Genomic DNA, 13433 nt, shown 5'->3' on the forward strand with positions numbered 1-13433 from the left:
GTCCCCCCGGGCTCCTCCCACTACCCGCAAGAGCAGAGATGGAGGTGTTCTCATCATGCCCGAAACCCGCTTCTACCTCGGTGCCCATCACCCCAACTGGCTGAGCCTGGTTGACTTCCCGCTGTTCATCTCGCACCGCCGCCTGACCGGACGCGCGACGCTGCCGCGAGCTCGCGCACCCTGGGCGCTGGACTCCGGCGGCTTCACCGAACTGAGCATGTACGGCGCCTGGCAGACCACACCCGAACAGTACGTCGCCGCCGTACGCCGCTACCGCGACGAAATCGGCCTGCTGACCTGGGCCGCACCGCAAGACCTGATGTGCGAACCGTTCATGCTCGCCAAAACCGGCCTGAGCGTCACCGAGCATCAGGCTCGCACCGTCGGCAACTACCTGCGGCTGCGCGAACTCGCCCCGGACCTGCCGTTCGTCCCCGTTCTGCAAGGCTGGGTGCTGCCCGACTACCTCGCCTGCCTGCGTCGCTACGAGCGTGCCGGAATCGACCTTGCTACGCTTCCGCTGGTCGGCCTGGGCTCGGTGTGCCGCCGCCAAGCCACCGGACAAATTGCCGCGATCGTCAGTGTCCTGGCCGGTCTCGGCTTGAACCTGCACGGGTTCGGCGTCAAAACCCTGGGTCTGAGCCACTACGCCGAACACCTGGCCTCGGCCGACTCGATGGCCTGGAGCCTGAACGGCCGTCACACACCTGGGTGCACCCCCACCCACCGCAACGAAGCCAACTGCCTGCCCTTCGCGAGCTCCTGGCGCCGACGCATCCTCACCGCGCTGCGCAGCGTGCAACTGAGCCTGCCGGTTGGTGGTGCCGCGTGACCGACACCCTCGACCTGGCCGCGCTCGGCTTCCGAAGCGGCGACCTCGGCTCGCTCGTGCGCGTCGTCCAGGCGAAAGACCTGCTCGACCGAGCCGGGACCTGCGAACGTCCGTTGCGGCTGGTCGGCGGCCGTGACGTGATCGAAGCCACTACCGGAACCCTGCTCGACTCGACCACCGACCAGCAGATCACCGTCTCGTGCGGCAACCGCCGCGCCTCGGTATGCGGCTACTGCTCCACGCTGTACAAGTTCGACGCCTACAACCTCGTAGCCGCTGGCCTGCGCGGAGGAAAGAACACCCCCGCCGCCGTCGCCGCGCACCCCCGACTGTTCGTCACCGTCACCGCCCCGTCCTTCGGCCCGGTGCACCTCGGCCCGGACAAGTCCGGCCAGCTTCGCCCGTGCAAGCCGCGGCGCGACGGCTCCGGCTGCGTTCGTTGGCATCGCGCGGATGACCCGCTGATCGGGACGCCCCTCGATCCGTCCACCTACGACTATCAGGGCCATGTCCTGTTCAACGCCATGGCGGGCGCGCTGTGGTCCGCCACCCTGACCGAGATTCGCCGCGCGCTGGCTCGACGCCTCGGCCTACCCCGCCGCCGCGCCGAGAAGCTGGTACGGGTCAACTTCGCCAAGGTCGCCGAGTACCAGGCGCGCGGCATCGTGCACTTCCACGCGGTCGCCCGCCTCGACGGACCGGACGGACCGCTCTCGCCTCCGCCAGCCTGGGCAACCGCTGAACTGCTGGAGCAAGCGATCCGGGAGGGCGTCGCCCGCACCTCGGTCGAGGTGCCCGAGTCCAAGGCTCTCGGCGCTCCGGTTCTGGCCTGGGGCGAGCAAATCGACGTACGCGCGATCGCCGCCGGGCAGTTCGACCACGCCGACGACCTGACGGATGTGCGCGTGGCCCGCTACATCGCCAAGTACGCCACCAAAGCCGCCGAGTCCGCCGGTGTCGAGCTGCCGCCGATGGCCTGCCGTACCTGCGCCGGCTCCGGCCGCGTCACCCTGCGCACCCTCGACCGACCGGACGCGCTCGTACCCTGCTCCGCCTGCTCAGGCATCGGCCGCACCCTCGACCTGGACCAATGGAACCTGACCGACCACGCCCGCCGACTCATCGACACCTGCTGGCAACTCGGCGCCATCCGCGAACTCGAACCGCTCCGGCTGCGCAAGTGGGCTCACATGCTCGGCTTCCGCGGCCACTTCGCCACTAAATCCCGCACGTACTCGACCACCTTTGGCGCGCTGCGCCAGGAACGCGCCGACCACACAGCACGCCACGACCCGCTTACCGCCGCACTGGCCGAGTCACCCGACGTACTCGTGATCAACCACTGGAGCTATGCGGGACCGGCGGACGCTTCGGCGTCCTCTCCGATCCCTCGTCACATGCCTGACCTGGAGGGGGCCGCGCCATGACTGTGACCGACATCGACGCCCTGACGGTGCCTGAGGTGATGGCCGCGCTTCGGGTGGGCCGCCATGCCGTCTATGACCTGATCCGTTCTCGTCAACTGGCCTCGATCAAGGTCGGGCGTGCCCGGCGCATCCCGGTAACCGCCTTGTCCGCGTACATCACCCGTCGCCTGGAGGAGCAGTACTGATGGCCAAACGCAACGCCAATGGCATGGGTACGGTGACGCTGCGCAAAGACGGGCGCTGGCAGGCTGCTGTCTACGTGCTTCAGCCTGACGGCACCGAGAAGCGCAAGTTCGTCTACGGCAAGACTCGTCAGCAGGTTGAGGATGCGCGCCGCAAGCTCGTCGACAAGGCACGCGCCGGCATCCCGACTCCGACGCGCTCGCCTCGGCTGAGCGAGTGGCTTCCGTTGTGGCTTGAGGAGGTCATCAGGCCGCAGCGCAAGAAGACCACTCATTCGAAGTACGCCATGCACATCCGGCTATACCTCGTCCCGATGCTGGGCGCGAAGCGGCTGGAGGCTCTGAGTGTGTCGGAGGTGCGCAAGTTCCTGAACGCTCACGCTCAGCAGAACACCGCCGCGACGGCCAAGGAGTCTCACAAGGTGCTCCGGTCAGCGTTGTCGGCGGCCTGCCGGGAAGAGTTGATCTCGCGGAACGTCGCCATGCTCGTCGACTCGCCCCGTGTCGAGTCCGCCGTGCACGACCCATGGACGATTGACGAGACGCTGGCCTTCCTGAAGGTCGCCCGCGGCGACTCCACGTATGCGGCCGTTCTGCTGGCGATCGCGCTCGGGCTGCGGCGCGGTGAGATTGTCGGCCTGAAGTGGTCGCAGGTCGACTTCGGCTCGCGGACGATCCGGCTCGGCCGACAGCTCCAGCGTCGTGACGGCGTGCTCTACGAGGATGAGACCAAGGGCCGCAAGCGCTCGATGCCGCTTCCGCTGGTCTGCGTGATCGCGCTGCGCTGGCAGCGTCTTCGCTGGCTCTCGATGCGCGAGAAGGCCGGTGCCGGCTGGGTCGCGAATGACTGGGTGTTCGTCACCCGCACCGGTCGTCCGGTCGAGGGGCGCAACCTGCACCGTTCGTTCGTGAACCTCGCGCAGCGGGCCGGCGTCCGCTCGGTTCGCCTCCACGACGCTCGGCACGGCTTCGCCACGCTCCTGGCAGACTCCGGCGTCGAACCGCGGCTACTGATGGAACTGCTCGGGCACTCGCAGATCGCCGTGACCATGAACGTCTACACGCACGTGGTCGAGAAGTCGAAGCGGGAGGCGATCAAGACCGTTGACCGGCTGCTGAGGCCCGACCGTCCGCACTGATGTCACCTGCTGATGTCAAAGACCCCTCACCATGATTGGTGAGGGGTCTTCGTGCTGGTGGAGCCAAGGGGACTTGAACCCCTAACCCCCGCCTTGCAAAGGCGGTGCTCTGCCAGTTGAGCTATGGCCCCGCGGCGTGACCGCGACGGTCTGGCATCACCGACACGTCCCGGCGCTCCCTTGGATCTTACAAGGCGCGCCGCATGTGCGCCCGCGACTTGCGCCGACCGACCGGCGGTCAGTTCTTGTTGCCGGCCGGGACAGGGTCGGTAGCCTCGGTCCACAGGTCCTGCTCCGCCTTATCGGCCTGGACCTGCCGGTAGACCAGGAAACCGCCCGCGGCGACCAGGGCGAGCAGGAGCAGCTTCTTCATGGCAACCGGCCCTCTCACTAGAGTTCGAAACGGCCTGTCCGTTCCCGACAGTTCCCGTGCGAGTCGAGGATAACAGCCGCGCAATACCGTTCGATCCCCGCAGGGCAAATAACCGCCGCGGCCTACCGCGCTGGTACCGCGTCAGCCTGCGGACGGGTTACGACGCGCGATCGAAGCGTTGAGGACCGTCGCGAACGCGCACCATCCCCCGTATGGAACGAGCGCGGTGGCCGCAACTGCGTCGATACGTGCGAGACGGCGGATCAACTCCGCGTTGCTGGCATCCAGCAGAGCCGTGCTGACCACCGCGCTCCTCGGGCTGCGGGCGCGGAAGAACAGCCAGGTCCATCCGGCGTTCAAGGCGAGATTGGTCGCCAGACTCGCGGCGAGACGTAGGCGAGTCGCCTCGTCCGCCTTCGTCAGGGCCCGGCCGCCCGCCCAGGCGATGGATGCGTACAGCGAACCCCATACCGGGCCGAAGACCCATGCCGGCGGCTGCCATGCCGGCTTGTCCAGCGTCTTGTACCACTCTCCCCGTGGATCGACTGGTTTCGCTCCCAGCAGAGCGGTCAGCGCCACGGCGGATGCGGTTGCCGCGTATGGTGCCCATCGTGTCGTGGGCGAGGCTGCGTTCATGTTGGACGTCATACGCTTTCTTATACCCATTTGGCACTATTCATGCGCTGTTCTAACAGAACATCACGATGGCCGCGAGAATGAAGAAAACGCTTCAGACCTGCGTGAAGATGCATGCAAAGTCTGCCAGGCGCCTGATTTCAAGGCCTCGGCTACTCTCCCCCTCACCTGCCGAAGTCCGCCGCCCACAAGCCAGGAGATTGGCACGACTACTCGATGACTCGCTCGATCGTCACAACGTGCGAGGCCTTGACCCGCAAGATGATCTCTCCTGTCGTATCCACAAAGTCGACGAAGTCACCCACGGTCTTGAAGCTGTGAGCTACTACATCCCGCTCTCTGACTTCGCTCGTCGAGTAACCTTTGTTGATCACGTACTTCGCCATACCGCCAGCATCCCGCGCAGACGTTCGGGACGCTACTCAGCCGCTGGTCTATCCGCGCAAGTGCCTCGGCCGAGACGACCTGATGGAGGCGCGGGACGCGCTGAGCCGCGCCAAGGCAAGGGCGCCAAAACCAAGATCGTGACACTTTGTGACATCGGGACCAGTAAGTGATCTTGTAATGTCGCCGGCTTGATTACCTGACATTGAGAGAAACAGCACAGAAACCCTGGACAGGTCTAGTGTCCAGGGCTTCTGTGCTGCTTGCGCAACGTGGACCTAGGAGGACTTGAACCTCCGACCTCTTCCTTATCAGGGAAGCGCTCTAACCGACTGAGCTATAGGTCCATGTCCCACTTGCCGTCGAACGGTGTGGGCGCTAGAGCAGATTAGCGCATCGAGCGGGCCGCCCCAAAACGAGAATCGCCCGTGAGGCCAGCGATGCCCCCGCCGTCACTGGTCTTCGGCAAGAGTCACCTCGAAGCCGCCGACGAATCCGGCCGCGAGGTTGTAGAGGTACGCGCCGAGCGTCGCCAGCGCCGTGGCCAAGACCACATCGACGAGCGCGATGATCACCATGTAGCCCTCGACGTGGCCGAAGGAGAGGAAGCTGGCCAGATTGAAAGAGCTCGTGGTGGATGTTCCCGTACCGCTGCTGGTCAGGTCGCCCACAGTCTTGTTGAGCGAACTGAAGACGCCGAGGGCGTTGAGCACGTTCCAGACGACCGCGGTTCCCACGATGGTGACGATTCCCATCGCGATGGACAGCACGAACGACACTTTCATCACCGACCACGGATCGACCCGGGCGACCCGCAGGCGGGCCTTGCGGACGCGTGGCTGTGGTGCGACGGACGACGAGGCCGCGCCGCGGTTCTGCCGGGACTCCTGCGTGGCACTGCCGATGGCGGCTCCTACGCGCGCGAACGACCGGCCGGCGCCGCTCAGTGCACGGCCCACGGTGTCTGCCGGACTGCTCCCACCGCGCCGCGCGTCGCCGGAGTCCGGTGCGGGCTGGAACTGACCGGCGCCTGCTCCCACACCTGCTCCCGCCGGGGCGGAAGCAGGCGCCGCTGCGGTGAACGGGGCGGCCGTGGGCGCGGAGTGGCTCGCCTGCGCGGCGGGACGCACGGCGGTAGAGGCTTCGCCGTAGCTGCGGCTGCCGGCGGGCCGCGCATCCATCGGGTTCGAGCTCTCACTCACGGTCGTCTCCAGGGCCCCTGCGTCGAAGTTGCTCATCGTCAGCTGCATGTCCTGCGGCGAGGCCGCAGGCCCAGGCCGTATACCCGGGGCGGCGGCTACGACGCCCCGCCCCGGCGCGCTCCTGGTTATTACGCCTCGTCGGGGGTCATCGGTTCCGCTTCGGATACGGTACCTCCGTCTGCGGCCACCTGGCCCGCGCTGTCCATCGCGGGGCCCTCGTGCTCCGTGCTGTCGGGATCGCCATCTCCGTGACCAGCAGCAGAATCGTCCGAACCGGTACCTTCCCCGTCGACGACCTCCGCTGCGTCCGAATCGGCGTTGCGGGCGATCCCGATGACCGCGTCCTTCCTACCGACATGGATCAACTGGACTCCCATGGTGTCGCGGCCCGTCTCGCGCATGCCCGCCACCGCCGTACGGATCACCCCGCCGCTCGCCGTGATCGCCAGGACCTCGTCGTTCTCGTCAACGATCAGCGCGCCGACCAGATCTCCGCGCTCGTCGACGGTCTTGGCCGCGATCACGCCGAGTCCCCCGCGTCCGCGTACCGGGTACCGCTCGATCGCCGTGCGCTTGCCGAAGCCGCGATCGGTCGCGGTGAAGACGAACGTGCCTTCCTTCACCACACTCATCGACAACAGTTCGTCATCCTCGCGGAATCGCATGCCGATCACACCGGAGGTGGCACGCCCCATCGGCCGCAGCGACTCGTCGGATGCGGGGAAACGGATCGCCTGAGCCTTCTTGCTCACCAGCAGCAGGTCGTTGTCGGGAGACACCAACTCCGCCGCGATCAACTCGTCGTCCTCACGCAGGTTGATCGCGATGACGCCACCGGAACGCGGCGAGTCATAGTCCTTGAGCACGGTCTTCTTCACCAGGCCGCGCTTGGTCGCCAGCACCAGGTAAGGAGCCACCTCGTAGTCGCGCAGATCCAGAACCTGGGCGATGGTCTCGTCCGGCTGGAACGCCAGGACGTTGGCCACATGCTGGCCGCGGGCGTCTCGGCCTGAGTCCGGCAGTTCGTATGCCTTCGCCCGGTAAACGCGGCCCTTGTTGGTGAAGAACAGGATCCAGTGGTGTGTGGTCGTCGTGAAGAAGTGGTCGACGATGTCGTCCTGCTTGAGCTGGGCGCCACGCACTCCCTTTCCGCCGCGCTTCTGCGAGCGGTACAGGTCTGTCCTGGTCCGCTTGGCATAGCCACCACGGGTGATGGTGATGACGATGTCCTCCTCGGGGATCAGGTCCTCGATGGACATGTCGCCCTCGTAGGGCACCAGCTGCGAGCGGCGGTCGTCGCCGTACTTGTCGACGATAGCCTGCAGTTCGTCGGAGACGATCTGCCGCTGCCGCGGCTGCGACTCGAGGATCGCCCGGTACTCGGCGATCTTCAGCAGCAGGTCCTCGTGCTCGTCCACGATCCGCTGCCGCTCCAGCGCGGCGAGCCGGCGCAGCTGCATCTCCAGGATCGCGTTGGCCTGAACCTCGTCGATCTCCAGCAGGTTCATCAGGCCGACCCGCGCCACGTCCACTGTCTGGCTACTCCGGATCAGTGCGATGACCTGGTCGATCGCGTCCAGAGCCTTGAGCAGGCCCTGCAGGATGTGATCGCGCTCCTGAGCCTTACGCAGCCGGTACCGGGTACGTCGGACCACGACCTCGACCTGATGGTCGACCCAGTACCGGATGAACGCGTCCAGGGAGAGTGTGCGCGGCACCCCGTCCACCATCGCGAGCATGTTGGCGCCGAAGGTGTCCTGCAGTTGGGTGTGCTTGTAGAGATTGTTGAGCACGACCTTCGCCACCGCGTCCCGGCGCAGCACGATCACGAGGCGCTGGCCTGTGCGGGACGAGCTCTCGTCCCGCACATCGGCGATGCCCTGGATCTTGCCGTCCTTCACGAGGTCGGCGATCTTGGAGGCCAGGTTGTCCGGGTTCACCTGGTAGGGAAGTTCGGTGACCACGAGGCAGTTGCGGCCGTTGATCTCCTCGACCTCGACCACGGCGCGCATGATGATCGAGCCGCGGCCGGTGCGGTAGGCGTCCTCGATGCCGCGCCGGCCGACGATCTTCGCTCCGGTCGGGAAGTCCGGGCCCTTGATCCGCTCGATGAGCGCATCGAGCAACTCGGCCGCGGTGGCGTCGGGGTGGGCGAGGTACCATTGCACGCCGTCGTTGACCTCGCGCAGGTTGTGCATCGGGATGTTGGTGGCCATGCCGACCGCGATCCCGGAGGAGCCGTTGACCAGTAGGTTGGGGAACCGGCTCGGCAGCACGACCGGCTCGCTCGAGCGCCCGTCGTAGTTCGGGTTGAAGTCGACGGTGTCCTCGTCGATCTCTCGGAGCATCTCCATGGCGAGAGGGGCGAGCTTGCACTCGGTGTACCGCATCGCCGCAGCGGGGTCGTTTCCGGGCGAGCCGAAGTTGCCGTTGCCGTCCACCAACGGCATCCGCATCGCCCACGGCTGGGCGAGCCGCACGAGCGTGTCATAGATCGCGGAGTCGCCGTGCGGGTGGTAGACGCCCATCACCTCGCCGACCACACGCGCGCACTTGAAGTAGCCGCGGTCGGGCCGGTAACCGCCGTCGTACATGGCGTACAGCACTCGGCGGTGCACTGGCTTGAGGCCATCACGCACCTCGGGCAGCGCCCGGCCGACGATCACCGCCATGGAGTAGTCGAGGTAGGACCGCTGCATCTCGGTCAACAGGTCGACCATCTCGATGCGGTCGTTCGCCTGCTCGATCACGGGTGCGGCAACGGCGCCGTCGATCGCGGGTTCGTCGGCGCCGGGATCGGCGGGGCCGGTCGGGTTGCTCTGGTCTGCCACGGAGGGTCTTTCCTTCTGCTCTACGCGGATTGCTGGGTCTGCGGTCACAGACGGCGGCGGGCCTCGCACGGGACCTGGGCCGCGGGCCGGACGGGTCGTCAGATGTCGAGACAGCGTCAGATATCCAAGAAACGCACGTCCTTGGCGTTGCGCTGAATGAACAGGCGGCGCGCCTCGACGTCCTCTCCCATCAGGATCGAGAACAGTTCATCGGCTTGGGCGGCATCGTCCAGGGTGACCTGCCGCAGAATGCGGCTGTCCCGGTCCATCGTGGTGATCCGCAACTCCTCGGCGTTCATCTCGCCCAGACCCTTGAAGCGCTGGACCGTGTCGTCCTTGAGCCGCCTGCCGGCCGCGGCGCCAGCCGCGAGCAGCGCATCGCGCTCCCGGTCGGAGTAGGCGTAGGCGAAGTCGTTGGCGGTCCACTTGACCTTGAACAGCGGCGGCGCCGCCAGGTACACATGACCCGCCTCGATCAGCGGGCGCATGAACCGGAACAGCAGGGTGAGCAGCAGGGTCGTGATGTGCTGGCCGTCAACGTCGGCGTCGGCCATCAGGATGATCTTGTGGTAGCGCAGCTTGGCGATGTCGAAGTCGTCGTGCACGCCGGTGCCGAGCGCGGAGATCAGTGCCTGCACCTCGTTGTTCTGCAGGACCCGGTCGATCCTGGCCTTCTCCACGTTAAGGATCTTGCCGCGGATCGGCAGGATGGCCTGCACCCTTGGGTCGCGCGCCGATTTGGCGGAGCCGCCGGCGCTGTCGCCCTCGACCACGAAGATCTCGCACTCCGCCGGGTTCGTGGACTGACAGTCCGCCAGCTTGCCGGGCAGCGCCATGGTCTCGAGCAGGCCCTTGCGCCGAGTCAGTTCGCGGGCCTTGCGCGCGGCGATCCGGGCGGTCGCCGCCTGGACCGACTTGCGCACGATGTCCTTGGCCTCGTTCGGATTGCGGTCGAACCAGTCGGCCATCTGCTCGTAGGTGATCTTCTGCACGAAAGTGCGCGCCTCGGTGTTGCCGAGCTTCGCCTTGGTCTGGCCCTCGAACTGCGGCTCGCCGAGCTTGACCGAGATGATCGCGGTCAGACCCTCCCGGATGTCTTCGCCGGCGAGGTTGTCGTCCTTGTCCTTGACCAGCCTCTGGTCCTTCGCGTACCGGTTGACCACGTTCGTCAGCGCGGCTCGGAAGCCTTCCTCGTGGGTACCGCCGTCCGGAGTGTTGATCGTGTTTGCGAAGGTATACACCCCTTCGGAGTACTGGGTGTTCCACTGCATCGCGATCTCGGCCGAGATCCGCTTCTCGGTGTCCTCGGCAGCGAACTCGATGACGGCGGGATGGACCAGTTCGCCCTTGGCGGCGTTGATGTGGCGGACGAAGTCGGCGATGCCGCCGTCGTAGCGGTAACGCACCGCGCGCGGGTTGCCCTCCTCGTCCTTGAACTCGGGTCGCTCGTCGGTCAGCGAGATGGTCAGGCCGCGGTTGAGGAAGGCCATCTCCTGAAAGCGCCGGGAGAGGGTCTCGAAACTGTACGTGGTCGTCTCGAAGACCTCGTCGTCGGCCCAGAATGTGACCGTGGTCCCCGTCTCGTCGGTGGCGCCGCCCTTGTGTAGATCGGCAGTGGGCGTACCGCGCAGGTACTCCTGGGTCCACAGGGCGCCCTCGGTCTTGACCGCGACGGTCAGCCGGGTGGACAGCGCGTTGACCACAGAGACGCCGACGCCGTGTAGACCGCCGGAGACCGCGTAGCCGCTTCCGCCGAACTTGCCACCGGCATGTAGCACCGTGAGCACGACCTCGACGGCGGGCTTGTCCTGGCCAGGCACGATGCCGACCGGGATGCCGCGGCCGTTGTCCACAACGGTCACGCCGCCGTCAGCCAGCAGGGTGACCTGGATGTTGTCGCAGTAGCCGGCCAGCGCTTCGTCCACAGCGTTGTCGACCACCTCGTAAACCAAGTGGTGCAGGCCACGCTCACCGGTGGACCCGATGTACATGCCGGGGCGCTTGCGGACAGCCTCAAGACCTTCGAGGACACTGATCGCGCTGGCGTCGTAGTCGCCGTTGGGGCTCTTGACGACCGCCGGGACGGCGGTGTTCGGATCGGCCGCCGGGGCGGAGGGGACGGAGTGCTCTGAAGCGACCACGGACGCGAAACCCTTTCTCAACACGTCAGCGGCCCGGCCGGCTGGGGAAGACGCCGGGGCCGCAAGGCGACGAGCTGGAGCGCGCCATCGCGGCACCAGCGGCAGGCCGGCGCAGGACCCGCCGCGCGGCGATGGCGTCGCCGTCCGTCGGAGATCCTCGACTGCCTTGAACCGTCCTCATTCTACCGGTTCGCGGGGACAAGAGGCGGCACACGCGCCCTGACGGCGCTTCTGAGCTGATCCACCCCTGGCTGAGTGTCCCCCCACGCACTCAGGGGTCAGCCGTCACTCGGCGCAGTGTCGGCGTCGTTGCGGACGTCGTGTCATGGCAACCGATATCCGCAGAATATCCCTGCCTTAGTGGCGTGGCGGAACACGTAGCGGTCGGTCCGGCGCCAGCGACAATTCAGCCGGGATTCGGCGCACGTACGTATCGAGTGCCGGAGCAATACGTGGTGACGCCTGCTATTGAGTCGCAGCACTCACCGGTGAACGTTCAATCAGCGGTACACGTTCAAGGGGCACGACAGGTTCGGGCGCCGCCGTTCGCCGACCATCGACCGCGCCGCCAACTGGGAGGATTCGGTCCGAGCACGGCGATCCGCTCTATAGCCGGGCGTGGCGGACCCCCCGGCGTGACACGGCGCGGCACCGCCGCATTCAGGCGGGCGAGCAGCGAAACCGAGAGGTTTCGCAGTTCGGTGGCCCACGCCGAGGAGTCGGTCTGCACTGTAAGCACGCCCTCCTCATACGAGACGGGCTCGCAGTGCGCGGCAATGCGTGGACCTACGATATCCGCCCAGCCGTGGATGATTCCGCCGACCGCGGCCGGCGTTTCCCATCCGGCCTCGGCGAGCAGCCGGGTCAAAGTCGCTTCGAGGGGCTGCGGGTCCCGTTCATCGGGACGCGCGCCGGATCGCCGGCCGGCCGCGGCCGAGCCACGGCGTAACGCCCTGCCCTCCTCTATCTCCCGGGCCCGCTTGCGCGCGGCCGTCAGTGCCGCCCGCGCGAGATCTGCGCCGCGCAGTGCTGAGGTGTTGTCCGGCTCGGTCACGTGACCGTGTCCCCACGCGTTACCGAGCCCTTGGCGACCCGGTACCGGACGCCGTCGAGTTCGGGCGGTACGTCCGCGTCGACGGCCGCGGTGATGAGAACCTGTTCGGCGGACGCGGCGACCGCTGCCAGATGAGTGCGGCGAGCGGTGTCCAGTTCCGCGAAGACGTCGTCGAGGAGCAGTACGGGCTCGATGCCGTCAGAGCGCAGCAGGTCGTAGGAGGCGAGCTTGACCGCGAGAGCGAACGACCAGGACTCACCGTGACTGGCGTAGGTCTTCGCAGGCAACGCCCCGCCGCCGTGGTCGATAGCGAACAGCACGTCGTCACGATGCGGTCCGACCAGCGTGACGCCGCGCTCCACTTCCTCGGCCCGTGAGCGGCTCAGCGCGACGGCGAGGGCGGCTTCGAGTTCGTCGACCTCACGGCGGCGGCCGCGCCCCATCGGATCCGGAGCCGGGGCCACCCCCACAGTGTCGCCGCCGTCGCGTACGTGCGGGTCAAGCGGACAGGACGGCCGGTACTCGAGCATCGCGCCCGGGTGGCCCGCGATGGTCCCGTACGCCTTGTCCGCCAGCGGACTGAGCGCACGCAGCAACTCGAGTCGCGCGGCGAGCAGGTGCGCGCCGGCCTTAGCCAGATGCGCATCCCAGACATCGAGGGTGCTCAGGTCCGGAACCTGGCCCCCACGTGCCGCGCGACGCATCATTGACGCGGATTTCAGCAGTGCATTGCGTTGTTTGAGCGCGCGCTCGTAGTCCGCGCGCACTCCCGCATAGCGCGGCGCGCGAGCCACGAGCAGTTCGTCGAGGAAGCGCCGGCGCTCCGCAGGGTCGCCCTTGACCAAGGCCAGATCCTCCGGGGCGAACAGCACTGTACGCAGATAACCCAGAACGTCCCTCGGCCTGTTCACCGGCGCGCGGTTGAGCCGAGCGCGGTTTGACCGTCCCGGGTTGATCTCAAGCTCGATCATGGCGGTGCGGTCCTCGTGACGAACCGCGCCGCGCACCACTGCGCGCTCGGCACCGGCCCGCACCAAGGGGGCGTCTTGGGCGACCCGGTGGCTGCCTTGGTTGGCCAGGTACCCGATGGCCTCGATCACATTCGTCTTGCCCTGGCCGTTCGGCCCGACGAGCACACCGACGCCGGCCTCGAGCGCGAGTTCGAGGCCGGCATAGGACCGGAAGTCCACTAAAGACAGATGGCTGAGACGCACTGCCTACACGTTCCTGGG

At 67.0% G+C, this 13433-nt stretch carries 12 protein-coding genes and 2 tRNA genes; 4 read left to right on the forward strand and 10 right to left on the reverse strand.

What is annotated here, in order from left to right; all coding sequences use genetic code 11:
* Nucleotides 1-55 precede the first annotated feature (55 nt).
* Genes KGA66_RS03515 through KGA66_RS03530 form a run of 4 tightly spaced genes read left to right on the forward strand, consistent with a single transcriptional unit; the run spans nt 56 to nt 3580 of the window.
* Nucleotides 56-832: a deazapurine DNA modification protein DpdA family protein gene (locus KGA66_RS03515; protein WP_211464417.1), complete on the forward strand. Its 777-nt coding sequence runs from the start codon at nt 56-58 to the stop codon at nt 830-832.
* On the forward strand, nt 829-2259 hold the full coding sequence (locus tag KGA66_RS03520; protein WP_211464419.1) for a replication initiator: 1431 nt from the start codon (nt 829-831) through the stop codon (nt 2257-2259). Before KGA66_RS03515 ends, KGA66_RS03520 begins: the two co-directional genes overlap by 4 nt.
* Nucleotides 2256-2444, forward strand: a complete 189-nt coding sequence (locus KGA66_RS03525; protein WP_211464421.1) for a helix-turn-helix domain-containing protein — start codon at nt 2256-2258, stop codon at nt 2442-2444. The genes KGA66_RS03520 and KGA66_RS03525 overlap by 4 nt, the downstream gene beginning before the upstream one ends.
* Nucleotides 2444-3580, forward strand: a complete 1137-nt coding sequence (locus tag KGA66_RS03530) for a tyrosine-type recombinase/integrase (protein WP_211464423.1) — start codon at nt 2444-2446, stop codon at nt 3578-3580. Before KGA66_RS03525 ends, KGA66_RS03530 begins: the two co-directional genes overlap by 1 nt.
* Before the next feature lie 55 nt (nt 3581-3635).
* Here KGA66_RS03530 and KGA66_RS03535 read toward each other — a convergent pair.
* The 10 genes from KGA66_RS03535 to recF all read right to left on the reverse strand — a co-directional run bounded on the left by KGA66_RS03535 (nt 3636) and on the right by recF (nt 13415).
* A tRNA-Ala gene (locus tag KGA66_RS03535) sits at nt 3636-3711 on the reverse strand.
* A 107-nt stretch (nt 3712-3818) separates the two neighbouring features.
* The gene (locus tag KGA66_RS03540) at nt 3819-3953 is read right to left on the reverse strand and encodes a DLW-39 family protein (protein WP_211464425.1); all 135 of its coding nucleotides are present in this window, start codon (nt 3951-3953) and stop codon (nt 3819-3821) included.
* Between the two features lie 141 nt (nt 3954-4094).
* Nucleotides 4095-4601, reverse strand: a complete 507-nt coding sequence (locus KGA66_RS03545) for a TspO/MBR family protein (protein WP_211464427.1) — start codon at nt 4599-4601, stop codon at nt 4095-4097.
* Between the two features lie 197 nt (nt 4602-4798).
* Nucleotides 4799-4975: a hypothetical protein gene (locus KGA66_RS03550; protein ID WP_211464429.1), complete on the reverse strand. Its 177-nt coding sequence runs from the start codon at nt 4973-4975 to the stop codon at nt 4799-4801.
* 271 nt (nt 4976-5246) lie between these two features.
* Nucleotides 5247-5320, reverse strand: a tRNA-Ile gene (locus tag KGA66_RS03555).
* Between the two features lie 105 nt (nt 5321-5425).
* The gene (locus tag KGA66_RS03560) at nt 5426-6211 is read right to left on the reverse strand and encodes a DUF3566 domain-containing protein (RefSeq protein WP_211464431.1); all 786 of its coding nucleotides are present in this window, start codon (nt 6209-6211) and stop codon (nt 5426-5428) included.
* Nucleotides 6212-6303: 92 nt separating this feature from the next.
* Nucleotides 6304-9006: a DNA gyrase subunit A gene (gene gyrA / locus KGA66_RS03565; RefSeq protein ID WP_312886716.1), complete on the reverse strand. Its 2703-nt coding sequence runs from the start codon at nt 9004-9006 to the stop codon at nt 6304-6306.
* Nucleotides 9007-9122: 116 nt separating this feature from the next.
* Nucleotides 9123-11147 (reverse strand): DNA topoisomerase (ATP-hydrolyzing) subunit B, encoded by a 2025-nt coding sequence (gene gyrB, locus KGA66_RS03570; RefSeq protein ID WP_211464433.1) that lies wholly within the window; start codon nt 11145-11147, stop codon nt 9123-9125.
* Nucleotides 11148-11661: 514 nt separating this feature from the next.
* Nucleotides 11662-12201 (reverse strand): DciA family protein, encoded by a 540-nt coding sequence (locus KGA66_RS31960; RefSeq protein WP_211464435.1) that lies wholly within the window; start codon nt 12199-12201, stop codon nt 11662-11664.
* Nucleotides 12198-13415: a DNA replication/repair protein RecF gene (gene recF / locus KGA66_RS03580; RefSeq protein WP_211464437.1), complete on the reverse strand. Its 1218-nt coding sequence runs from the start codon at nt 13413-13415 to the stop codon at nt 12198-12200. Before recF ends, KGA66_RS31960 begins: the two co-directional genes overlap by 4 nt.
* Between the last annotated feature and the right edge of the window lie 18 nt (nt 13416-13433).

The organism is Actinocrinis puniceicyclus (assembly GCF_018283645.1).
In the GTDB taxonomy this organism is placed as follows: domain Bacteria; phylum Actinomycetota; class Actinomycetes; order Streptomycetales; family Catenulisporaceae; genus Actinocrinis; species Actinocrinis puniceicyclus.